We start from the raw sequence: 23,993 nt of genomic DNA on the forward strand, positions 1-23,993 counted from the left end.
GCTCCTAAGCCGTCGATAATGATGAATGTCATTCGAAACACGCGAAGAATTATCCTGATAAAAACTTAAATTGCATCTACATAACCCTGAAGAAATATGCAATCGAAAATGAAACGAAATGAATTCCTGAAATCCATGGGATTAAAGGGAGCATCCTTATTAGCTGTTTATTGTGGTGCAAGCGCGTTAAGTTCTTGCCAAAATGAGGCTTTAACGCCGGCATCCGCGGTTGATTTTAGCTTAGATCTTTCCAATGCATCGTATGCTGCTTTGAACACCGTAGGCAAATATGTCATTTACAATCAGATTGTAATTGCACGTGTTTCATCCACGAGTTTTGCTGCTGTTACCCAAATATGTACACACGAGGGAAAAGCACAGGTGATTTACAATGGAAGTAAATTCTATTGCAATGCGCATGGAGCAACGTTCAGTACGACAGGAGCGGCATTATCCGTGACAAGCAAGGCCTTAACGACGTATCAAACCGCTCTAACGGGCACAACACTCCGGATATATGCGTAACCTATTCATAGCATGTGTTCTTTTTTTGGGATCTATTCCGCTTCGTGCACAGGATGACCTGATGGCCATGTTGGAAAAAGAGGATGCCAAACAAACGAATTACACCTTGGCGACTTTCAAAGCCTCCCGACTGATCAATGGTCAGACGGTCGAGACGATTGCCAAACAACACCTCAACTTCTGGATTTCGCATCGTTTTGGGGCGATTAATTCGGGCTTTATCGATAATTTTTTGGGGTTGGATGAGGCACGGATTCGACTTGGTTTGGAATACGCGATTACGGATCGCTTGCTTATAGGAGCGGGTCGTTCTACCATCGAGAAAACCTATGATAGCTATGTCAAATACAAATTAATTCGTCAATCCAATAAGATGCCCGTCACGGTGACGGCGTATGGGAGCATCGCGAGTAATACGATGAAAACGGGCTACACGATGGAATCTGGTACGGTGATGCGGTTCAACAACAATTTACAGCGGCAGACATTTATGGGCCAATTATTAATTGCTCGGAAGTTTTCGGATAAATTATCTGTGCAGTTGATGCCAACCCTCTTCCACAACAACCTTGCCGAAAATATCTACATGGAAAACACGCAGGCAGCAATGGGATTTGGAGGACGTTATAAATTGAGCAATCGACTGAGCGTGTCGGCGGAGTATTATTATAATTTAATCGAAAAAGAGGAATACGAAGAAGCTGCAGGCCAAAAATACCCTTACCACAATTCATTGGCGATTGGATTCGACATTGAAACCGGCGGGCACGTGTTCCAGTTGCATGTGACAAATTCACGTGGCATGATTGAGAAACATTTTATCGGCCAAACGATCGGTACCTGGCAAAACGGGGATCTTTTTTATGGCTTCAACATGGCGAGAACCTTTAGCTTCGAACCCAAAATCAAAAAATAATGCGCAATCTTTTCATATTAGCACTTTGCCTGGTTGGATTATCAGCAAACGCCCAATTATACGCCACCCAAACGGGTGAAGTATCCTTTTTTTCCAAGACTCCGATGGAGGATATCGATGCCGTCAACAAACAAGTGGGTAGCATTATTAATTCAGCGACAAATGAGGTAGCTGTTCAGATGCGTGTAACAAATTTCATCTTCCCGAATAAGTTGATGCAAGAGCATTTCAACGAGAACTATTTGGAGACAGATAAATTTCCTTCAGCGACTTTTAAAGGGAAAATCAAAGAGAGCGTTGACCTCAAAACGCCCGGAACCTATGCGGTAACTGCGGCAGGAACAGCGAACATTCATGGAATTTCAAGACCCGTGGAATTAAAAGGAAGCATCGTTTCAAACGGCAAGACCTTACAGCTAACCTGCACCTTTGATATTCGTTTAGATGAATACAAGATTGATATCCCCAAAATTGTCTTTGCCAAAATTGCAGAAGTGGTGAAGGTAAAAGGCTCCTTTCAGTATAACCAACGCTAGATGAAACGATTCGTATTTTTCGGAATGTGTCTATCGCTTTGGGCGTGTTTGGAAGACAAGAACATCGAGATTATCCCACAAGAAAACAAGGTCGATTCTGTTGTCACCGAGGTACCTAGCACGAATAGCACCTGTGATACGATGGCGATATCTTTTGACAAGTCGGTTTGGCCTATATTGAACACCAACTGCGTTTCTTGCCATAATGCAAGCAATCCATCCGCGGGCGTGGATCTTTCTACCTATGCCAAGATTCAAACCTATGTCAAAAATGGTAAACTGTACGGATCCATCACACACGCCCTAGGTTATAAACCCATGCCCTCGGCAACAAGTAAATTAAGTAGCTGCGACATCACGATCGTTCGAAAATGGATACGCGGATCCGCGCCGAGTGGAAATATTTTGGTGGATCTTAACCCAGCCAATCCCGTGAACCCAGTCGTAGATGTGCCGGTCACTAAACCGCCGATTACTGTTAATTGCAGCCCTGATACGGTTTATTTCCAACAAAAAATATTACCCTTGTTGGTCTCCAACTGCGCCATGAGCGGTTGTCACGATGCCATTTCAAAGAAAGATGGGGTTATATTGACGGATTATGCCAACATCATGCGCGAAGTCAAAATCACGAATCCGGCGGGAAGTGATTTATATAAATCCCTGATTGAAACGGGTGAGGACCGGATGCCGCCGGCAGGTCCGCTTTCGACCGAAAACATTTCGAACGTGTTAACTTGGATTAAGCAGGGAGCGAAAAACAATTCATGTGATGCTTCAGCAAGTAATTGCGTGACGACAAATGTCAGCTTCAAAAATGTTATTCAACCGTTGTTGGCCACCAACTGCACGGGTTGCCACAGTGGGACACGCCCATCGGGGAGCATTGATTTGACGACCCATGCGAATGTGCAGAAATATGCAGCTAATGGTCAATTGTATGGTTCCATTGTGCATCAAACAGGCTATAAACCGATGCCCTCGGCGAGTGTTATATTGAGTACGTGTGAAATAGACCAAGTAAAATCTTGGATCACGGCGGGGTCATTAAATAATTAACACATGCAAAACTTGATACAGGACTCAACTGTCGAATGGACTGATTTAGGTGCAGGAATTAAACGAAAAATCATGGCCTATAATGATAGCATGATGCTGGTGAAAGTGGCTTTTGAGTCGGGGGCTGTAGGTGTTTTACACCAGCATCCCCATACGCAGGCATCTTATGTTTCCAAAGGTGTATTTGATATTAGTATTGATGGTGTAACAACGCGTTTACATGCGGGAGATGTCTATTTTGTTCCCTCCGAATTAATTCACGGTGCAGTTTGTATTGAATCCGGTGAATTAGTTGATGTTTTCAGCCCGATGCGCGAAGATTTCGTGTGATTTGTAGCAGGGTGATAGGTAGATAGGGTGATAGGTCGGCAGGGTGTCCACCCAAAAAACTGATTTTTCAGTTAATTTCATTGGCTTAAACTCCCCTTTTCGCAATTTATCAAGAAATCGATATACGTTTTCATATAGTGGACCGTTGACTAACGCTGCCGGGGTCTGAAGACCCCGGCAGCGTTTACCCCGGCTATACGTTAATCGAATCGTAAACGACAACTTTCTTCCATAAGTGTGAATTGTTTTTCACGAATTCCAAGTGAATCGGATGATCCTGATAGACTTTTTGACCAGCCTCATCATCGAAAAACATGAGTTCTGAGACATCCCAAGAAGTATCTACGACATCGCGCTTTTCAGTAGAAGCGAGCGTACCAATGTGAATCTGTTTGATTGTAGGGATCCCTTTCAAGGTTTTTAATCCCGCAATTAATTGCTTTTTATCCGCTTCTGAATTGGGGTTGTTCAACCAGAAAAACACGTGATGCAATAAAGGTTTTTCGGCAGAAGTTTGGGAACCTACGAGACCCACAAGAGGCGTTGCAGCTAAAAATGTTCTTCTTTTCATAATTTAATAGGCTATCTTTAAAATTGAATCAGCAAGAAACAAAGACTTGCAGATTTTTAAAAGCATTTATCTATCAAAATTATCCCCATGAACTACAAAGAAGTTCAAGATTCTGAGACCACCTATACCGAGTTAATGATTCCCTCTTATGCCAATTTTGGCGGGAAGGTACACGGAGGAATTATACTATCCTTATTGGATAAAGTTGCCTACATCTGTGCGTCCAAGCACAGCCATCAATACTGTGTGACTGTTTCCGTGGAAGGAGTCGAATTCAAAAGTCCGGTTGAAGTGGGTGATTTGGTAGAGATTAAGGCATCCGTTAATTATGTGGGTCGGACCACGATGATCGTAGGCATGCGTGTCGAGTCATTTAACCCGCGCGATGGCATTGTCCGACATACAAACTCCTGTTATTTCACCATGGCGGCGAAAGATGAACATGGAAATCTAACCGAGGTGCCAGGCCTGAAATTAACGACCGAAACGCAGGTGAGACGTTTTTGTGAGGGCAAGATTATTCGAAAATTGTCGCAAGAGAAACGTGAAATCTTGAAATCCGATTTGGCCTTAGCCGAAATGAAAGAACAATGTGCGCAGGAACGCTGTTCGATCACCATCTAATTCAAGTAAATTTTGATGCGCTTGGTCTTTAGCTGTTATAAACCGATAACAAGCTATGAGTCAAGTACATGAATCCTCTCGCAGAACCTTTCTAAAGAATGCGGCATTATTAACATCAGCGGCGGCATTTCCCGCTTTCATCTCCAAAAATTCAGGCGACAAAGTCAATTTGGCCTGCATCGGAATAGGAAACCAAGGGGGATTGGATGTCATGTCCTTATACAATACCGGTCTTTGTAATATTGTCGCGCTTTGCGATGTGGACATGGGGGCACCCCAAACCTTGAAGGTTTTGGAAAAATTCCCAGACGTACCCCGTTTTCAAGATTTCCGACAATTATTTGATAAAATGGGCAATCAATTCGAGGCCGTTTCGATTGGAGTGCCGGATCATTCCCACTTCCCTATTACGATGATGGCCTTGAGCATGGGTAAACACGTGTTTGTGGAGAAACCGATGGCGCGTACCTTCCATGAGGTTGAATTGATGATGGCTGCTGCACGTAAACATCCTAATTTGGTTACCCAAATGGGAAATCAAGGTCACTCGGAAGCCAATTATTTCCAATTTAAAGCTTGGAAAGAAGCGGGCATCATTAAAGATGTGACAGCGATGACAGCCCACATGAATTCCCCACGTCGTTGGCATAGTTGGGACCCCAACATCAAAAAATTCCCAGCGGCGGAATCGATTCCAAGCACCTTGGATTGGGACATTTGGCAAGGTGTCGTTTCGCCCCAACATGATTACCAAAAAGATTTCGTTAATGGGCAATGGCGCTGCTGGTTTGACTATGGCTTAGGCGCTTTGGGAGACTGGGGAGCACATATCATGGACACGGCACATGAATTTTTAGAACTGGGATTACCTACGGAAATTAATATGTTGCGAGCAGATGGACACAATGACTTCTTTTATCCGATGTCGTCGACAATTCAGTTTAAATTCCCATCACGCAAAAATATGCCAGCGATGGATATCACTTGGTATGATGGAGTCAATAATATTCCTCCGGTTCCGGCTAATTATGGCACTACGGAATTAGATCCAAACATTCCCGCGGCGAGTAATGGTAAAATCCAACCCGCAAAATTGAATCCCGGTAAAATCATTTACAGCAAAGACTTAACATTCAAGGGTGGATCACATGGATCAACACTTTCGATTTTAGGCGATGCCGGCAAGGATCTTAAATTACCAGATGTTCCCAAAAGCCCATCGAACCATTATGCAAACTTCTTGAAGGCCTGCATGGGTCAAGAGAAGACTAGATCTCCCTTCGCGATTGCTGGACCATTGAGTCAAGTATTCTCATTAGGTGTATTGGCGCAAAAATTGAATACGAAGCTCGTTTTTGATCGAGAGACTAAATTGATTACCAATAATAAATTGGCGAACCAATTATTAGTTGGCCCCTCACCTCGTAAAGGTTGGGAGCAATACTACAAGATCTAACGTTTATAGATATTCGGATAAAACCTCAAGTTTCCTTGATCGTCAAAATCCACGAGGCTATACCAGATAACCAGTGGAATATTGCGTTGAATGGTCAAGTAGGTTTGGGGTTTATCTGAATAAGCCGCTTGCGCATCGAGCGTATCGATGGCTGTGGAGTTCGGTTTCAACAACCAAGAACCAAGTGTCAAGGGTTTTTCCAAGCGGATACAGCTGTGGCTGTAGAAGCGTTTTTCTTTTGCAAACAATTTCTTTTCCGATGTATCATGGAGATACATCTTGAATGGATTATCAAATTGAATTTTCAAAATCCCTAAGGTGTTCCATTTGCCGGTTCTTTGGCGCATAGAATATGGGAAATAATTGGCGTTTAAGCGATGCCATGGAACTTTCTCGGGATCAACCTTTCGATTTTGTTGGTCAAATATCTCCAAATGACTCGCATAAAAATAGCGGATATTTTTCCGGATTTCAGGAACGAGCTCCTCTACACTGATGCTGCGAGGTACACTCCAATGCGGTGTGATAATGAGGTTTTTAATTTTGCTCGACAAGGTTTTACTTGGTCTACTCGGTTTGCCTAATACGACCTTCATTTGCAATACCTGTTTGTGGGATTCGAAGGCTTTGAGTTGGGTCGAGGGGATGTTGACCAAAACGAGTGAACGGTTAGCACGTACAGCGGCGAGCCAGCGATATTCGTTGGCCGCTTTAGCTAACAACTGCTTTTTCTCGGGGCTGTATTGGGAGGAATCTTGTAATACGTGAAGTATTTTTCGTACTTCATTCTCTTCATTAATTAGACGATTAGCTAATTCTTTAATCTTGAGTGTATTCCACAATTCGCCATAGCGTTTTTCGTATGCCTCGCGGGACAGTTTGAAATCATAGCCTTGAAAGCGAAGATTAGGTGCTTGCTTCCCAAACTTCAAGTCCAGCATGAATTGTTGGACTGCTTTTTTGGCTGCACTGCTATCGTTTGGGGGATATTGATAATCTTTTGAACGCAAACCAAGCGATTCGGCTTGTTGCATCAAGGAGTCGAGGGGACTCTGCGCGTGCAACGACGTGCTGATCAATAAAAATAAACAAATGATGTATTTCAATGTATCTGGGCTCGCTTCTTAACCTTTGGCAATCCTCCAAGGTTTGCCAAAGGTAGTGTTTTTGAAGGAGAGTTTTAGGGCATAAAACAGATTATCAATTAGCTGATCTTAAAAATCAGTTGGTGTCATTTCAACATCCCATAAAAAACCTAGCTTTGGCAAACCTTGGAGGATTGCCAAAGCTTAAGGACGGCGAGCGAGTTTTGTTTTTTCTTTATCTCGCGTAACCGAAAGAATATATCCAATACTAATCATCGTGAAGATCAGCGAGGTACCTCCTGCAGAAACCAAGGGTATCGGTTGGCCCGTGACAGGAATTGCACCTACGGCAACGAACATGTTTAAGAATGCTTGGCTGACGATGGAGAAGGTAAGGCCGGCCGATATAAGTCCTCCGAGGGGCTTAGCGCTGTAGGAGATGGCAAGTGCCCCACGCCAAAACAGCCACATAAACATGGCAGGCAGCAAAATACCAGCAATAAGTCCCCATTCCTCCACGATGATTGCATAGACAAAATCGGACTCAGCCTGCGATAAATGAAAACGAAATTGGCTATTCCCCGGACCTTTGGGCTGCATTCCACCCGAGGCAATGGCATAAAGGCTTTGTTTTAACTGAAAATTCGAACCTTGATCAGCGATTTCAATTTCCTCTTTGCTTTGTCGGCCCATCATCCGATTCATATAGACTTCCACACGATTAATAATGGTCGCAGACCTTTGGCCTACCCCAGAAAAAATCAGCGTAACGGCGAGGACGGCAAAAATGCTAAAGACCAAAGTGATCGTCCTCCCGGGTACTCGCCCAAAAATCATTAAAACGATGGAGGTACCAAAGACGATGACACTGGTAGAAAAGTTGGACAAGAATATCAAAAAACAAGTTCCGCCAATCTTGAGACATATCGCTACGAGCACGGATGGGTTGTAGGCATCCGGATCGGCTTGTCTGGCAGCAAACATCTTCGACAACGAAATGGTCAAACACAATTTGGCCATATCTGAAGGCATAAAACTTAGCGGGCCGACCTGCAACCACCGGCTGGCACCTCCTGCTTCTCGACCATAGACATACGCTAATCCAATCAATAGCCAGGACCCAAAGAGAGCCATATCGACGTATTTTGTAGATTTCAAGTAATCCATACGTGAAAAAATCCCCATGGCGTAAAATCCACCGACCAAAATAAGTAGCGATTTAAATAGGTGTTGGAGCGGAATAAGCGGGCCATCCATGGTCAAACGACCTTTGGCGGAAAATTGGACAACCACCCCAATGATGCTTAAAAATATGACAATTAATAAGATGTGGATATCCCCTTCAAAGTGTTTTTTGATACGTTCTGAAATAGTGCTCATGGATTTTTTTTGCGAATGTAAAGCTGCAAAATCCTTACATGAAACGGGTTAGTTACCCAAAAATAGAGTGACACTTTTAAGCTGAAATACGCGCAATCGAACCTGTCAAATCATTGATTACCAAGACACTGCTGCCATTTCAAAATGACAATTTACAAAAATCGACACCTGTCAGTTGTATTCGAAACCTGACTAATTTTACCCCATGGCAATCGAACTCGAATTTATCAATTTAGTGGTACGCAAAAGTACCTTGGTGTCAAAATACCAGGGAGGCATCGAACAATTCAAGAAAGACCTTCCGAATCAATCACTGCGTGAAGATGAGGAACTGGTCCGATTTGGCTGCATGAATTGGCATGACTTGGAACATTTCACCGACATCATTGTAGGAAAAGGCTTGGAATACAAAGATCAAGAAACGAAAGACTTTGTGGTAATTAGCTCTTTGCAGGGAGCTCTGTGGGAGGTCGATTGGATTCAATTTTCTAAAAATACGTGTTTCGCCGTTCCCCTCACTTAACCTTTGGCAATCCTTCTCAGGTTTGCCAAAGGTAGTTCTGAAAATGGAATTTAATTGATTTGAAAAGTTGATTATCAATAACCTGATTTTGATTATCAGTTTTACGATCGTTATTTAAACGTGCTCCAACTACCTTTGGCAATCCTCCTCAGGTTTGCCAAAGGTAAAAAGGAATGCCATGCGACCTAATAACACAGGGTTCATGACAAATCAGTACAATTTTATTAACTTGTCTCCAATTAAATGAGCCATTTGGAAATACTTGCGCCCGTGTTCGGCATCTTCACATCGTTTATCCTGTTGTACTACCTCAGTTCCTTAAACAGGTCTAACATCTTTTTAGCACTCTTTTTCTTGTGCTGCAACCTCGTTGTGATGGTCTATTTCGGCTTGCATTACAGTAAAATGGAATTTTGGGAAGGCATTTGCTTTGTGCATTTCTTGCCCCTCTCCTTCTTACTAGGCCCAACCCTGTTCTATTACGTTAAACACACCGTTTCAGAAAATAAATCGTTTAGCTGGACAGATGCTTTACATTTAATCCCCGCCATTTTTGTTGGCTTTGCTACCTTGCCCTTCACCCTATTGCCTTTGGAAGTTAAAACCCAAATGGCCCATCAAATCGTCAATTTCACAGAAGATTATAGCTTAAACTTCAATTGGGTTACCTTTGAGCAATTACTCTATGGCCGGTCCATTCATGTGATCTTGTACGCCTGCTTGTCGGTCGGTTATTTCTTCTGGAACAAACAAATGCTATTGAAAAAATATGGCAGCATTCCGAGTAACCACCCGATTATCCAACGGTGGTTTTTCACACTAATCACCTTACAAGTCATCATTGCTTCCACCAGTTTGGGGCACATGATTACTTTGTACTTTAAACCCGTGTATTTTCTAGGCATCTCATCCCTAAGCATATTTAGCGAGGAACATTTCTTTCGCATTTGCGGAGGTGGATTTTTCATCCAAAACTTCTTCTTATTTCTATTCCCCAATATCCTTTACGGAAACATTTCCTATTCGCTTGATTTGGATTCTGCGTCCACTTTCCAGAAAATCAAATCCAGTTTTGCCAAACAAGTCAAAGCCCTTGAAAACACATCTGAATTTGAGTTGCAATTAGTTCAATACCTCACAGATGCCCCCTTCATCAAAAAGGATTTCACTTTATCTCAAATGTCTTTTGACCTGAAAATTCCGGAACGAAATCTGTCGGCATACTTCAATAACGATTTGAATAAAACATTTGGGGAATGGAAAAATGACCAACGAATTGAATATGTCGTCAAATTAATTGAAGAAGGTCACGCCAAAGTCTATACGATTGAGGCGCTTTCCGCAGAAGCAGGATTTCAATCAAGATCCAAATTCATTGACGCATTCAAGAGTAGACAAGGCGTCACACCTTCTGCCTTCATTAAATCAAAAAAGCCCTCTACTAACTAGCAAAGGGCTTTCTGCATTACCTACTTCATCTAATATTAAGGTTGGATCCCGAGTTGTTTGAAAAACGCTAGGTTATCGAAGAAATCTTGCTCTTCCGTAATTTTACCACCGATGATGGTTGCAATCGTACAACCAATCACATCCACAGATTTTCCAGTCGCGGGAATACCAAAAAAGTTCCCTGTATGTTTTCCTTTAAATTGCCAGTATTTAACAAGCTTGTTTCCGGAAGCAAATGTTTCTTTGATGATGAATTCGCGGTCTGAAAAGCCGGTTACATAATTGTCATAATAGGCTTTGGCAGCTGCCTTCCCCTTGGTTTCTGGGACCGTATGCAAAACCACATTTTCTGCATAAGCGGTATCCAAAATATTGGTACGTCCTTCGTTGATGGCTACCTCCCAAACGCGCGAATAAAACGCGATATTTTCAGCAGCGATTTTTTCATTTTGTTCACTTTGTGTCGTACAAGAAAACAATGTTCCTGCCGTAACTAAAAGCATTAAGATTTTTTTCATTTCGTTTTATTGGTTAATGATCAAAAGTAGCCATTACCTACCCAGTACTTACCCAATCACGCATCTAATCTGTTCCCAAAAATGCAAAAGGGGACAAAGTGCCCATCCAAATTATTCGATTAGAGAATCAATCTTACTTTCTTGCTTATACAATTTTAAAAATCAAAAAACACATGAAAAAAATCGTACTCTTGGGTGCATTTGTTGCATCTGCATTGATGGTGAATGCACAAACAGTTGGAAAAGTTTTCGTAGGAGAAAACGAAGGAAAAGGCTTCCAACTAGGCTCTGATAAAAGCATGAATACCGTATTAGAAGCTACAAAAGCTTATAACGCTGTAAACCACGAAGCGGAAATCGCACTTTGGTCAGCCGAAATGGTTAAAAAAGATGGCGAAAATCACAAAAAAAGCATGGCATCGTTGACATCAGTGACCAACAAACCAATGGCCATGTTACCAATTAAAATTCAAGGATCAAATAATGAAATCGTAATGGTTCAATCTACGGAGGAGCGCGTTTTCAAAAATGGATCAAAGCAAAATTTAAATTTATTTGAATTGTTTTTCATCGACAAGGCAGGTAAAATTGAAAACTTCCAACAATACGTTAACATACCAGCTACAAATGAATATGGTAAAACTTCGGGAGGTAAATACATCTCAAGTAAACCAGGATCAGAAGCAGATGGTAGATCTTTACAATTTTCAAACCGTGGTGAAGTCGCTGCGATCGAAAATTTAGCGAAGGCATGGAACGCGATGGATGTGAAAGCTTTTGCTGACATTATTGCAGATGAAGTAAGCATTGAAGCTTATAACGGAACAAAATCTAAATTAACAAAAGCAATGCTTCCTGCGGAGTTCGCTCAATACAAATCATTGGATTGGAAACCAGGCTTAATTCTTCCTTTTAAATTGACAAATACAGACCCAGCGTCTGGCATTTTGGTATACTCATCAGAGAAGCGCGTCTTGAAAGACGGTACTGTTTGGGATAAAGAATTGGTGGAATTATTTGGCTTCAACTTAGCAGGCAAAATTGATTCGATTACCCAATTTGCAAGAGAAAAAACAAAAAAATAAATTGATTTAGTCCGTGTGCATATCGCACACGGACAATTTTTTAAACCCAAATAACCATGAAAAAACTTACCTTATTATTCCTTGCAATCTTTGCAATCACAGCGAGCACATTCGCACAAAACAAACCCATTTACATCAACATCGCATTTCACAAATTGAAGCCTGGCCACACAATTGACGAGGCAATGGCACTCGAAAAGCGTTGGAAAGTTATTCAAGAAAAACGTAAAGCAGCCGGATTGATTACAGGCTGGGCTGCTTATAAGATTTTAAATGAATACAAATCGGAGTCTGTTGATTACGATTATGTATCTATGAATGCATCGTATGACTTGAATAAAATCACGGAATATCCGATGGATATGTTTAATGCGCTAGTTAAGGAAGATCCAAACATGTATACAATTCTTGAAGAGACCGATAAAGTTCAATCTGTTATGCGTAATAAAATCACAAAAGCTATCGAATACACAGGTAGCTCAAATGATATGAATTCAGTGGTTTTAATGGAAACCATGAAAACAACGACAACAAACTATTTTGCCTACATCGATTTCGAAAAGCAAGTAAAGGCCATTCACATGGATCGTATTAAGGCGGGAAATATTCAAGAATGGGCATTTTGGCAACATTTGGCACCTATGTCGGATGATGGTCCTGGCCAATTCACTACAATTACATTCTTCAAAGACTTATCTAAGCTTGATGAAGATTCTAGCCCATCATACATCAATGGTGCGAAGAAATACATGAATTTGACGGTAGACCAATACCTTAAAAAAGCGGATTCATTACGTAAAATCAACCAATCCGTATTATTAAAATACGCAGTAGGTACATTCAACTAGTTCTAATATCAGGCCAACTCATTGAGTTGGCCTTTTTTTTTAAATCCCCACAAATCATGAAAAAATTAATGCTAATCGCTTGCGTAATCGCAGGTGGAATGATGTCTTGCTCGAAGCAAGAAAGTGCAATGCCTGAAGGGGCTGTCGGCTATGTCATAGACAAATCTGAAAACATTGAATTAACGAAGAAATCCATGCAGGCGCTAAGTGATGGAGATTCAGCAACATACCGAGCAACTTATTCAGAAGACGCTGTCTTTTATGACAATGCAGATACCATTACGTTGGACCAAAACGTAGCTATGTTTGCCAACATGAAAGCCAAAGGCATCACCATGAAATTAGATAAAATCGGAGAAATCACCGAAACGATTTACAATAAGCCGGGCTATTTTGATGCCGACCACTTCGTATATGCATACGCTTGGTTTACTATGACCCGAGGAGACAAATCGGTGAAAGTTATCATCCACTCCGTTGATGGAATAAAGGACGGCAAGCAAGTGGTTGAATGGTTGCGATATGACACGAAAAAGATTAGCGAAATCATGCAATAATTCTATTACCCCCCCCACTTAACCTTTGGCAATCCTCATCAGGTTTGCCAAAGGTAGTTGAAAAAGGAGGACAAACGTCTTCCTTTTTTTATAAAATCAGTATCTTGATTAACCAAAATTACGCCATCCGATGAAACACATTATTTACCTCGCCGTTGCACTCATTTCCTTCGGCAGTTTCGCACAAAACTTGCCCGCGGGAGACCCGGCCCAACTCGGTTTATCGAAAGAAGGTCTTGCGCGCGTTGATGCCTTCATGGTAAAGGAATCAGAAAATCAACACATTCCTGGGTCGATCGGCATGATTGTCCGCCATGGAAAAGTTGCTTATAAAAAAGCCTTTGGCAAAGCGAATCTTGAGACGGGTGAAGCGATGCGCACCGACCATCTGTTTCGGATGGCCAGTATGACTAAAATTATTACCGGAGTTGCGGGTCTTAAATTATTCGAAAGAGGATTATTTACGATGGATACGCCGCTGGAGACAATATTGCCTGAGTTTGCCAACATGCAAGTTTTGGTCGGATATGATACACTGAAACATCAATTCATCACGCGTCCTGCCAAAAATAAAATCTTAATGAAGCACGTATTTACACATACGTCGGGCATTGCCTATCCTCCCTTCTCAAGCCTAGGCCGCGAAGGGTATTTAAATGCGGGCGTTACGATTGCTTTTCCAAAGGGTGACACCAAACTCACACTCGCTGACATCATTCACAGCACGGCAAAATTACCACTAGTACACGAACCTGGTGAAAGTTGGACCTACGGCATGAACCTCGAGGTTTTAGGTCGCGTAATTGAAGTATTGGATGGCCGCACGTTCGCCGACTTCCTGCGCCAAGAGATCTTTACACCTTTAAAAATGACACGGACATTTGTGGGTGTTACGCCAAACGAATGGAATAACATGTCACAAGTATATACACAAGACAAGTCGGGAAAAAAGAGCGTCTACACGGATGAGGTAGGCAAGAAATTATTAGGGTTTTCAGCGGACATGTCGATGGACTACTATAAAAATACAAATACATCATTGGCCATGGGTGGAACGGACGTCGTTAGCAATGTAGACGATTATGCCCGTTTCTTCCAAATGTTATTGAATTACGGTCAGTTAGATGGGGCACAAATTTTGAGCAAAAAGACGGTCGAAATGATCGAAAAACCGCTATTCGACGTACATACCAATGACGGAGTCGCGATGGGCGTAACCGGGCGTTCACAATTCAAAGCAGGCGTTACGGTTTACGTATATCCAGAAGAGCAAGCCAAGTTTGAAACCATTTCAGCAGGTTCGTATTTCTGGAAAGGCTATTTTGGTACCCAATATTGGATCGATAGAAAGGAAGATATGTTTGCTTTGATTTTCTTCCAGCTCGCTCCGGAGCCTACCAATTTTAATGAAAAATTCAGACACCTTGTATGGGGAAGTATTGCTAAATAACAAAATCATGAAAAAACTAGTCGCGCTATTATTCACTCTCGTTGCTCTACAAGCAACTGCCCAAACGGCACAACCCGCCACCCTTCACGGCGCTGTAGCTTATGACATTCCCTCGAAATTCATCAAGAGCAACATTCGGGTTTCCGTTTCTGTACCGATGGGTTACGATCCTAAAGCTGACACAAAATACCCTGTGCTGTATGTTTTAGATGGCTTCTATTCTTTCCCCTTGATGCACGAAATGCACAAGATGATGGCTGGAGAAATCGAACCAGCTATTATCGTAGGGATTGGTGACGATCGCATAAGTCTGCCCGAATGGATCATTCAACGCTACCCGATCTTGAGTTTTGACAATGTAGCCTATGAAGATTCTTTCCAAGTGGCCATGGCATTACGTGGCGCTCCGGTGAAATTGCATTCTGGAGATGGCGCTTTGTATTACGATGCGATCAAAAAAGAGGTCATCCCTTTCATCGAGGCGAATTACAAAACTTCTACTGACCGCGGTTTAACGGGGCACTCGTTAAGTTCCTTGTTTGCTAGCCATGTCTTATTTAAAGATCCAGGTTATTTCTCCAAAGTAGGTATCAACAGCGCTCCCCTATTCGTCAATGACGATGAAACGATGCGTTTAGAGAAAGAATTTTATGCTTCGAAAAAATCCTTACAAGGGAAAATATTCATTTCTGCTTCCTCGTTAGAAGGCAAAAACCTTTTCGAGAAAAGAGCTTTGAATTTAGCCAATGCCTTGAAAAGCAGAAACTATCTGGGGCTAACGGTAAAACACCATGTGTTCCAAGATGAAAGTCACGTATCTGAAATAGGCGCCCTAACCGGCAAAATTCTCTATTTCTTCTATGGTCTCCCCGTCGATCGAACACTGGGAAAAGGCCATAAGGCAGACAAATAAATTAAAAGGCTCACCATCATTGGACTGAACCCCAAAAGTTTGACAAAGTTAGTAATTAATTATTAATGTGATGAGCTCGGTATTGCACCGGGCTCATTCCGTTTAAATTCAGTTTGATTCTTTCATAGTTGTAGTATTTGATATATTCATTGATTTCTTTTTTAGCTGTTTTATTGACTCATATTTGTTTAGGTAAAATAGTTCTGATTTTAATGTTCCAAAGAAGTTTTCCATGACTGCATTGTCCAAGCAGTTTCCTTTTCTAGACATTCTTTGTGGGATTCCATTGTCTCTCAAAACAGCTTGATACTGCTTCATTGGGTATTGCCAGCCTTGTTCACTTACGGCTTACGCTTTTTGTCTGCTTGAACTAAGGCTTGAAGCTTTTTTAGCAAGTCATTTTCAGCCCTTAGGTATTCATTTTCCTTAAGTAATTCTTCTTCTCTTGTTAGAGGCTTCTGGGCTTTCTTTACGTTGGGTTTGATGGAATTTGACATCTTAGCTGGTCGTCCTTTAGGTTTAGAATTCAAGCCCGCTACACCCTCTATTTCATATACCTATTCCCATTTGATAATTGTCGACTCACTTGGGATATTGAATCGTGCGCAGGCTTCCCGTAAAGATAGAAATTCCTTTTTAATAGACTGAAGCACCATGAGCTTAAAAGATGGCGTGTAGAATTGGTATTTTCTTTCTTTCAGCCCATCCTTGCCATATCGTTCATAGAAACGATACCAAAGGCGTAAATTAGTGATGTTAACTCCTTTTTTTTGAGCAACTGCTCGTATCGAGCAGTTGTCTTTGACTACAGCTTCAACACATTGAAGCCTAAACTTGTAATCATACTTGTTTCTTTTGTTCATAAAAATGCCCCCAATAAGTGTCTAACTTTTTGGGGGCAGTCTACATCCGGTGAGCCTTTTTTTATTTAATCGCGTTCTCTATCGCCAGCACTTTCTTAGCCTGTTCGTAGTATTTGCTTTCAACTAAAATATAGTCTGTATCAAAGGTGCTGATGGAAAACAGCGGAATTTGATTATCTGCTAAAGTCTTCGACAAAGCAGCCAAAATACCCGTCAACGAAAAATCGAGCGGACCTTCTACTTTGAAAACCTTCCAATTTTCAGCCTTCTTAATTCCTGCCGGTGCATAGCGCTGATCGACCACGATCGATAACTCGTCACTCGTTTTTGCGATGGAATAAAAGCTACCCTGATAAGCCCATTCTGGAACTTTGGCATCGGGCGCTAGCCGACAAACCGCATAGGTATCTGGCATGAGGGATAAAGTTAGATTCCGCTTCTGCGCTAGACTTAGAAAACTGATGGATAATAACGCTGCTGATAGCACAAGCGTGCTTTTGATTTTTGACATGAATTTTTATTTAGTGCTCCCCCGCTTAACCTTTGGCAATCCTCCTCAGGTTTGCCAAAGGTAGTTGAAAAAAGGAGACCGAAATCCCCCTTTTTTACGATTATCAACTACTTGATTTTTTTTATTTTTTCTGCGCTTCCGAATAAATATACTGTTGAATATTTTTCACTTGTTGGGCCGTAAAACGATTCCCAAAATTCGGCATACCCTTTGGCAAGAAAATCCCCTTACGAACGATATCATCAATCATATTCATGATTTCAGGTTTCGAATAAGTCAGATTAGGAATAGAACCACCCCCTCGCAAATCATGACAACCACCACAATTAACCGTAAATAACTTAGCCCCTTCCGCCAATTGTTCAGATGTAGCCATTACGGCAACATTCAATTTAGACTTTGGTTCTGCAGGAATGAGCGCCGGCATTTTACCCTTGCCCCCAATCTTAAACGTAAAGATGCGACCCGGCTGTATCGTTTCCGTATACTTACTCCATAAACCCATAACACCACCCCAGCCCACGGCAACGGTCACATATTGCACGCCATCAACTAAATAGGTAACTGGAGGTGCAATAATTCCAGATTTCAAATCAGCCTCCCATACCTTTTTACCCGTTTTAGCGTCAATAGCTGAGAATTTACCTTGTGCATTTCCTTGGAAAACTAAATCCGAAGTAGTCAAAACACCCGCATCCCAGATCGAAGCACCTGCTGAACGCCATACCTCTTTTCCCACAACCGGATCCCATGCAATAAGACGGCCCTCCATTTTATGGGCTTTGGGATCATCAATAGTCTTCTTCGTTTCATCAGGGTTCGATCCTGTGTTCCATGTCAACGGATCATATTTAAAATCAGGACGGTTTCCATGCGGATAAGACATTTCACGCGAAGGAATATAAACCAATTTCGTCACAGGATTATAGGCCATTGCCTGCCAGTTATGCCCACCGATGGGTGATGGAGAAACCAATTTGTTGAATTTCTCATAGCGACTGTTTGGCGTCTCTACCGGTCTACCCGTTTTTAAATCCACGTGCGTTGCCCAGTTGACATAGGTATAGGCATCCGCCTTTAACAATTCCCCTGTTTCACGATCCAACACATAGAAGAATCCGTTCTTTGGCGCCTGCATAATCACCTTACGATCTTTTCCTCCAATTTTCATGTCGGCCAAAATCATTTGTTGGACAGCCGTATAATCCCACGTCTCGCCCGGTGTCGTTTGGTAATGCCATTTATATTCACCAGTCTTCACATCCACCGCCACAATCGACGACAAAAACAAATTATCTCCACCACCTGGACTCCGAATTTCCCGATTCCATGGCGAACCATTTCCGGTACCTATGTAGACTAATCCCAACGCGGGATCATAGGCAAAACCATCCCAGGCCGTACCGCCACCACCAATTTTCCACCATTCCCCTTTCCAGGTTTTGGCAGCATCTTCCATGGCTTTCGACTCAAAACCCTTCTTAGGGTCGCCCGGTACCGTCCAAAAACGCCAAGCTTCCTTGCCATCTTCTGCATCGTAAGCAGACACATAACCGCGAACACCTAAGTCGGCACCTGAATTACCAATAATTACCTTTCCATCATACACTCGAGGTGCTCCTGTAATCGTATAGGCACGCGCGGTATCGACCGTAATCACCGACCAGTTCAATTTTCCGGTACTCGCTTTGATAGATACCAAACGACCATCTAACGTCCCCGCAAAAATATTGCCTTTGTACATCGCGATACCCCGATTGACAACGTCACAACAAGCCTTCAAACCTGTTTGCTTGGGTACCTCTGGATCATAGGTCCAAAGAATCTTGCCCGAACGGGTGTCGAGTGCATAAATCACCGACCACGGTCCACTCAAAAACATGATACCATCCACAACAAGCGGAGTTGCCTCAATTCCCCGATTAGTTCCTAAGTCGGTAGACCACGCCAAAGACAATTGACTCACATTATCCTTGTTGATCTGCGTCAACGGACTAAAACGATCTTCCTTGTAATTCAATCCATACGATGTCCAGTCACCCGGAGCATCTTGCGCATTCGTTAATGCATCGTCATCGATCGCCGAGGTCACATCGTCAATATGAGCTTCCGACCCTTTGGGAGCATCCTTTTTTTGACATCCAGTCAAAGCAGACGCCATTGCAAGCACAAAAATTAGTTTTTTAAGCATGGTTTAGAAGAATTTGGCATGTTTCTCTATTTTCCGATAAGGGGATTTCAAGAAATCTAGCACGATGGAATTGAAAATATCTTTGTAATATATGGGGGTGGAATGACCCGAATTTGGCAAAATCCAAAGATAGGATTTCGGAATTAGCTCCGCAATTTCAAGGGTATGTCGGGGAACGATCACATCATGATCACCTCCAATCACGAGCGTTGGGCATTGAATTTTAGCTAAAACAGAAGGTCGGATTTGCGGTTGAACTTGCATCATGTGATGTAGCTTTATCAATCGTTTGTTTTCCAAACTCGCGGGTAAATGCGACAAACTATCGACGTAATGATTTTCGTTTTCAACCACCCAAGGATCTACACTAACACCGGCATCTGGCGTTAAATTTGCTCCTGTAATGGCAAGCTTTTTAACCTTTTTCGGGTGCCGACTCGCTAATAACAGTCCATTGATACCACCATCACTCCAACCGATAACCTGGGCGGAATCAATTTTTAAATGGTCTAATAATCCCGCAAAATCATCCGCCATCATTTCATAGCTCAGAGAATCTTTCGTGTCAATTGATTTCCCGTGCGAACGGTTATCAGCAATGATTACGCGGTAATGCTGACTAAAAAAGGGAATTTGATTGGTAAAGTCGGCGATCGAACCACTATTCCCATGAATCAACAACAACGGCTCCCCAGAACCATAGGATTCATAATACATGTTGAAACCACGAATGGTAGCATATTTCCCAACTTGGGGATTTTGGCCAAAAGGTTTTTGGGCTAAAACAGAAGTTGCGAATAGTAAAAAACAGATTGATAATTTCATATAGTCAAATAGGTCATTTGAAAGTAAATTAACCAATTTTCTGGAATACAAGATGTTCCAAAAAGCGTATTTAGGAACAATTCGTTCGCTAAAATCATGCGAAATATGCCATAAAACCCGATATTGAGACAATGAAAAAAATTATATGCCTTTTGTGTCTATTGAGCCTAGGAGCTTCTGCACAAGAACCGTTGACAAACCCAAACGCCACGGGATACGTGGTCAAATCAAAGATTAATCCAATGTCGTATCATTTGGGTGTGTCGCTTCCCAACAATTACGACACCAAAAAACAATATCCCGTTTATTATGTTTTGGATGGTTTTTATTCAGCTGAAATTGCGCATGGGGCACACAAAACATTGAAATTTTACAACGAAATCGAAGATATTATTGTCGTAACCATTGCAGGGAATGAACAAAACAATTCCACGGCTTGGTTTGCAAACCGTTGGCCTGATTTAACATTCTCACCCAACCCTTCGGACGACAGTTCAGCAGCTATTTCGTGGAAAATTCCGGCACCTGGCTTAAAATCAGGAGGTGGCGAACGTTTCTTACAGGTTTTGACGAAGGAGATATTTCCGTTTATCGAACAGCGCTATTCAACGAATGGACATCGTGGGATTTCGGGCCATTCTTTGGGGGGATTATTTACGGGCAATGTATTATTTCACTCGCCGGAGTTATTTGATCGTTATGGCATCAACAGTCCTTCCTTTCTTGATTGGAACAAGAACGACATTCTCCTCGCGGAAAAGAAGTTTTCAGAGACACACAAGAGCCTACCGGTTAAGGTATTCTTATCTTTTGGTGGCTTAGAAGGTGCTGATAATATTGAAAACTTGCGCGAAATTGAGCGCTTAATGAAAGCCCATTATGCGGACATTGTCACGAATTATGTTGTTTTCGAAAACGAAACACACGCCTCGGTCGCATCAGCGATGATCAGTCGGTCCATGCGGTATTTGTATGCCAGACCGCGGAAAAAATAACCCCACTTAACCTTTGGCAATCCTCCTCAGGTTTGCCAAAGGTAGTTCTGAAATGGGGAATAAAATGGCATGTAATGATGATTATCAATAAACTGAATGCGATTATCAGTTTTACGATCGTTATTTAAACATGCTCCAACTACCTTTGGCAATCCTCAAACCAGGTTTGCCAAAGGTAAAGGGAGAAAGTTCTTACCAGCCATACGTCAAAGTTAGGCTATAATTTCGAGGGGTGATTGGATTCACCGAATTATCATCGTGCACATTGTAATTAATCACATCGCCCAGATTAGCCATTCTAGCGCGTAAAGACATCTTTTTATAGGTATACCCGGCAGTTAAGTCCGCCTGTAAATAGGCAGGCAATGCAATGAGTCGATAGGCGTCGTTGGCCACCAACACGCGCGTCGACCGACCGGCAAATCGTTCCCCGATGTAAACCGTCGTCAGACCCACTTGTAATCCCTGATGCCGAAATTGAATTCCGACATTTGCCGTGTGGCGCGGGTTATATTTCAGCAAACTGCCTTCGATGTAGGTATTGCTTTTGACATACTTCGTCTCATTGAAACTATAACCACCCGAAAAACTAAATCCAGCCACGGGCTTCGACATCAAGTCCAATTCAATCCCCTCGCTCTGAACGGAACCGGCCATTTCTTTGACATAAGAATAGGTCGTGGCATTGACCAATGAATTTTGGGCCAAATTATTATTCAAAATCCGATAGGCCGTCACATTCACCGAAACTAAACCATCCCAAATGTCATTCTTCACCCCTACCTCGTATTGATCAATCAACGAAGGAGGCAAGGCCTGGTTGTTGATATCCACACCCGTATTCAAGGTAAATGAATTCGAGTAACTCGCAAAAAACGCATGATTTAAGCTAGGCTTATATACGATTCCCAAACGGGGTGAAAATGCACCATCAAAATTAGATGAGGATGTCGTTTTCTTTGTCGTATAGTTATAAACGTCACTGAGTGTTTGTTGGTAAGAATAGCGAATCCCCGCCAACACCTTCCACTGCTCATTGAGGTGTATCAAATCCTGCGCATATATACCAAAGCGGCGAATCGGGGCCATGGTTTTCGTCAAAGGTGTCATGGCCGGTTGGTCATTACGAGCTGACGATAACGCATTGCTATATACGTTGACCGTATCGTAGCGATTAAACTGATTATAGGCATAGGTATCCGTGTCATAAAAATCGGAATCCACGCCTAGCAAGACTTGATGTTTCATGCCCGCAACCTTCAACGATCCAATGAAATCCAATTGGCTAATCCCGTAGCGCTCCTCGACTTCCGACTTCTGTAAATTGCGAATCCATTGCCCATCCGACGTGATTAAGGAACCTGCATTGGGACGCGTGTTTGAAAATAAATTACTACTGTTTTGGCGCAGGCCGCTCATCCATTTAACCGTCCATCGCTCGTTTATTTGATGTGTCAATGTGGCGTTCAGGCTACTTTGCGCCGACTTGATGTTTGACCAAGCAACACCCAAAAATCGCTCGCGAGGGATGTCAACAATTTGGTAATTAATGATTCCCGCACCAAAATCAGGCGTTCTTTGGTCGGCCAAATAATCCCCTTCCAAAATCAATTCCGTCTTTTTACTTAGCTTAAACAAGATCGATGGATTCACATAAACGCGTTCAGAAGAAACTCCTACCCGAAAACTATTGGCCTGCTCGGCACTCGCGTTCAAGCGGACGGCGATGTTTTGGGAAAGGCCGCCATATACGTCGACCGAAGGCTTGTACATGCCCCATGAACCCGTACGTAGACTTATCTCACCGCCGAAATTAAATTTAGGTTTCTTCGTCACCAAATTTAACACACCCCCAGCGGCCACATTTCCATACAGAATCGCAGCACTACCTTTCAGAATCTCCACTTTCTCCACACCACTCAGTTCCGAAATCATACCATTCGCGTAACGCATTCCATTCTTAAAGGTATTTGAGCTAGCCATCGAAAAACCACGCGCAGCAATCTCCTCTTGGTAGCCACCCGTAGCACCGAAAATATAAACCCCATTCGTGTTCATCAACACATCACTCATGCGGTTTACTTGTTGGGCCTCCAACAAACTTTTATCCAGCGTCACGACACTTTGGGGCAAATCCATGGGTTTGATAAGCAATTTCCCGATGGTAATCGGCTTTTCGTTCTGACTGACATAGCCTACGACAACAATTTCTTTCAAATCATTGCTGGCCTCAACCAATTCCAAATCCAAATGAAGTGTTTTATCTGCAACCAGATTTACTTTTTCTTGCAAGGTTTTGTAACCGACAAATGAAGCTTGCAAGGTGTACATACCCGGCTTCAAACCTTGAAAAGTGAATTTTCCTTCGGCATCCGATGGTTTTCCGCGCTTTAACTCGATTAACCGAACAGAAACACCAGGAACGACCTGCTGTTTGGCATCTCGTACAACACCTTCAAAAGAAGCCTGCTGCCCATAAACCACTGTAAACGAACACATTAGTAAAATTATTAGGCGTATCATATACTTATATTTGTTTAGACTAATTATAAATAGAGTCCAAAACTAAATCGCACACGCCGCAATTGCAAGCTTATTTAGAATTATTTTAAATAAGTGGGGATAAAAAAGAAATCACCCCGCTTTACCTTTGGCAATCCTCCAAGGTTTGCCAAAGGTAGTCGCAAGGAATCAATTAAATGTGTAATGAAAAAAGGTTATCAAGTTACTGATGATAATTATCAATTGAGAAATATGTGAAATTAGAATTCCGCACTACCTTT

General features: G+C 42.3%; 25 protein-coding genes and 1 pseudogene. 15 read left to right on the plus strand and 11 right to left on the minus strand.

Annotated elements, in window-relative coordinates; all coding sequences use genetic code 11:
- The first annotated feature begins 96 nt into the window (after positions 1–96).
- From PQG45_RS07730 to PQG45_RS07750, 5 genes are read left to right on the plus strand one after another with little or no spacing between them, the layout of a single operon-like run.
- Entirely contained in the window at positions 97–525 is a 429-nt protein-coding gene (locus PQG45_RS07730) for a Rieske 2Fe-2S domain-containing protein (RefSeq protein ID WP_316070624.1), read from the plus strand.
- Complete coding sequence (locus PQG45_RS07735) at positions 518–1,441, plus strand: DUF5777 family beta-barrel protein (protein ID WP_316070625.1); 924 nt, start codon at positions 518–520, stop codon at positions 1,439–1,441. The genes PQG45_RS07730 and PQG45_RS07735 overlap by 8 nt, the downstream gene beginning before the upstream one ends.
- Positions 1,441–1,977, plus strand: a complete 537-nt coding sequence (locus PQG45_RS07740; protein WP_316070626.1) for a YceI family protein — start codon at positions 1,441–1,443, stop codon at positions 1,975–1,977. Before PQG45_RS07735 ends, PQG45_RS07740 begins: the two co-directional genes overlap by 1 nt.
- Positions 1,978–3,036, plus strand: a complete 1,059-nt coding sequence (locus PQG45_RS07745; protein WP_316070627.1) for a c-type cytochrome — start codon at positions 1,978–1,980, stop codon at positions 3,034–3,036.
- A gap of 3 nt (positions 3,037–3,039) precedes the next feature.
- Positions 3,040–3,366 (plus strand): cupin domain-containing protein, encoded by a 327-nt coding sequence (locus PQG45_RS07750; RefSeq protein WP_315577211.1) that lies wholly within the window; start codon positions 3,040–3,042, stop codon positions 3,364–3,366.
- A gap of 193 nt (positions 3,367–3,559) precedes the next feature.
- Here PQG45_RS07750 and PQG45_RS07755 read toward each other — a convergent pair whose 3' ends face one another.
- Positions 3,560–3,937: a Dabb family protein gene (locus PQG45_RS07755; RefSeq protein WP_316070628.1), complete on the minus strand. Its 378-nt coding sequence runs from the start codon at positions 3,935–3,937 to the stop codon at positions 3,560–3,562.
- A gap of 87 nt (positions 3,938–4,024) precedes the next feature.
- Between PQG45_RS07755 and PQG45_RS07760 the strand changes: the two genes are divergently transcribed.
- The gene (locus PQG45_RS07760; protein WP_315577209.1) at positions 4,025–4,561 is read left to right on the plus strand and encodes an acyl-CoA thioesterase; all 537 of its coding nucleotides are present in this window, start codon (positions 4,025–4,027) and stop codon (positions 4,559–4,561) included.
- A 55-nt stretch (positions 4,562–4,616) separates the two neighbouring features.
- The gene (locus PQG45_RS07765) at positions 4,617–6,017 is read left to right on the plus strand and encodes a Gfo/Idh/MocA family oxidoreductase (RefSeq protein ID WP_316070629.1); all 1,401 of its coding nucleotides are present in this window, start codon (positions 4,617–4,619) and stop codon (positions 6,015–6,017) included.
- Here the strand turns inward: PQG45_RS07765 and PQG45_RS07770 are convergent.
- Both PQG45_RS07770 and PQG45_RS07775 read right to left on the minus strand, forming a co-directional pair.
- Positions 6,014–7,123, minus strand: coding sequence for a L,D-transpeptidase family protein (locus PQG45_RS07770; protein ID WP_316070630.1), 1,110 nt, complete (start codon positions 7,121–7,123; stop codon positions 6,014–6,016). The genes PQG45_RS07765 and PQG45_RS07770 overlap by 4 nt on opposite strands.
- A gap of 183 nt (positions 7,124–7,306) precedes the next feature.
- Positions 7,307–8,482, minus strand: coding sequence for an FtsW/RodA/SpoVE family cell cycle protein (locus PQG45_RS07775; RefSeq protein ID WP_315577206.1), 1,176 nt, complete (start codon positions 8,480–8,482; stop codon positions 7,307–7,309).
- A gap of 205 nt (positions 8,483–8,687) precedes the next feature.
- Between PQG45_RS07775 and PQG45_RS07780 the strand changes: the two genes are divergently transcribed.
- Positions 8,688–9,005: a hypothetical protein gene (locus tag PQG45_RS07780; RefSeq protein ID WP_315577205.1), complete on the plus strand. Its 318-nt coding sequence runs from the start codon at positions 8,688–8,690 to the stop codon at positions 9,003–9,005.
- A 243-nt stretch (positions 9,006–9,248) separates the two neighbouring features.
- Positions 9,249–10,454, plus strand: a complete 1,206-nt coding sequence (locus PQG45_RS07785) for a helix-turn-helix domain-containing protein (protein WP_316070631.1) — start codon at positions 9,249–9,251, stop codon at positions 10,452–10,454.
- Positions 10,455–10,489: 35 nt separating this feature from the next.
- Here the strand turns inward: PQG45_RS07785 and PQG45_RS07790 are convergent, their stop codons facing one another.
- The gene (locus PQG45_RS07790) at positions 10,490–10,972 is read right to left on the minus strand and encodes an ester cyclase (RefSeq protein WP_315577203.1); all 483 of its coding nucleotides are present in this window, start codon (positions 10,970–10,972) and stop codon (positions 10,490–10,492) included.
- A gap of 173 nt (positions 10,973–11,145) precedes the next feature.
- Between PQG45_RS07790 and PQG45_RS07795 the strand changes: the two genes are divergently transcribed.
- The 5 genes from PQG45_RS07795 (at position 11,146) to PQG45_RS07815 (ending at position 15,825) form a co-directional block, all read left to right on the plus strand.
- Entirely contained in the window at positions 11,146–12,057 is a 912-nt protein-coding gene (locus PQG45_RS07795; RefSeq protein WP_315577202.1) for a hypothetical protein, read from the plus strand.
- Between the two features lie 56 nt (positions 12,058–12,113).
- Positions 12,114–12,905 (plus strand): hypothetical protein, encoded by a 792-nt coding sequence (locus PQG45_RS07800; protein ID WP_316070632.1) that lies wholly within the window; start codon positions 12,114–12,116, stop codon positions 12,903–12,905.
- 56 nt (positions 12,906–12,961) lie between these two features.
- Positions 12,962–13,462: a hypothetical protein gene (locus PQG45_RS07805; RefSeq protein ID WP_316070633.1), complete on the plus strand. Its 501-nt coding sequence runs from the start codon at positions 12,962–12,964 to the stop codon at positions 13,460–13,462.
- A 130-nt stretch (positions 13,463–13,592) separates the two neighbouring features.
- Positions 13,593–14,912, plus strand: a complete 1,320-nt coding sequence (locus PQG45_RS07810; RefSeq protein ID WP_316070634.1) for a serine hydrolase domain-containing protein — start codon at positions 13,593–13,595, stop codon at positions 14,910–14,912.
- Between the two features lie 7 nt (positions 14,913–14,919).
- Positions 14,920–15,825 (plus strand): alpha/beta hydrolase, encoded by a 906-nt coding sequence (locus PQG45_RS07815; protein WP_315577198.1) that lies wholly within the window; start codon positions 14,920–14,922, stop codon positions 15,823–15,825.
- Between the two features lie 55 nt (positions 15,826–15,880).
- On the opposite strand, the pseudogene PQG45_RS11825 reads toward PQG45_RS07815, so the two are convergent.
- The 6 genes and pseudogenes from PQG45_RS11825 to PQG45_RS07835 all read right to left on the minus strand — a co-directional run.
- A pseudogene (locus PQG45_RS11825) lies at positions 15,881–16,167 on the minus strand (IS3 family transposase); the annotation flags it as partial.
- Positions 16,167–16,322 carry a hypothetical protein gene (locus PQG45_RS11830; protein ID WP_199873915.1) on the minus strand — a complete coding sequence of 52 codons (156 nt, stop codon included), beginning with the start codon at positions 16,320–16,322 and terminating at the stop codon, positions 16,167–16,169. The gene PQG45_RS11830 and the pseudogene PQG45_RS11825, both read right to left, overlap by 1 nt.
- A 60-nt stretch (positions 16,323–16,382) precedes the next feature.
- Positions 16,383–16,688: a transposase gene (locus tag PQG45_RS11835; RefSeq protein WP_390825923.1), complete on the minus strand. Its 306-nt coding sequence runs from the start codon at positions 16,686–16,688 to the stop codon at positions 16,383–16,385.
- 61 nt (positions 16,689–16,749) lie between these two features.
- Positions 16,750–17,199, minus strand: a complete 450-nt coding sequence (locus PQG45_RS07825; RefSeq protein WP_315577197.1) for an ACT domain-containing protein — start codon at positions 17,197–17,199, stop codon at positions 16,750–16,752.
- Positions 17,200–17,320: 121 nt separating this feature from the next.
- On the minus strand, positions 17,321–19,390 hold the full coding sequence (locus PQG45_RS07830; RefSeq protein ID WP_315577196.1) for a PQQ-dependent dehydrogenase, methanol/ethanol family: 2,070 nt from the start codon (positions 19,388–19,390) through the stop codon (positions 17,321–17,323).
- A gap of 3 nt (positions 19,391–19,393) precedes the next feature.
- A complete protein-coding gene (locus PQG45_RS07835; RefSeq protein WP_315577195.1) occupies positions 19,394–20,215 on the minus strand; it encodes an alpha/beta fold hydrolase in 822 nt (273 codons plus the stop codon).
- Between the two features lie 131 nt (positions 20,216–20,346).
- Here PQG45_RS07835 and PQG45_RS07840 point away from each other — a divergent pair, with 131 nt between their 5' ends.
- Complete coding sequence (locus tag PQG45_RS07840; RefSeq protein WP_315577194.1) at positions 20,347–21,210, plus strand: alpha/beta hydrolase; 864 nt, start codon at positions 20,347–20,349, stop codon at positions 21,208–21,210.
- Between the two features lie 192 nt (positions 21,211–21,402).
- Here PQG45_RS07840 and PQG45_RS07845 read toward each other — a convergent pair whose 3' ends face one another.
- Positions 21,403–23,709 carry a TonB-dependent receptor gene (locus tag PQG45_RS07845; RefSeq protein WP_316070635.1) on the minus strand — a complete coding sequence of 769 codons (2,307 nt, stop codon included), beginning with the start codon at positions 23,707–23,709 and terminating at the stop codon, positions 21,403–21,405.
- Positions 23,710–23,993 lie beyond the last annotated feature (284 nt).

The organism is Aquirufa regiilacus (assembly GCF_032470275.1).
Taxonomy (GTDB): domain Bacteria; phylum Bacteroidota; class Bacteroidia; order Cytophagales; family Spirosomataceae; genus Aquirufa; species Aquirufa regiilacus.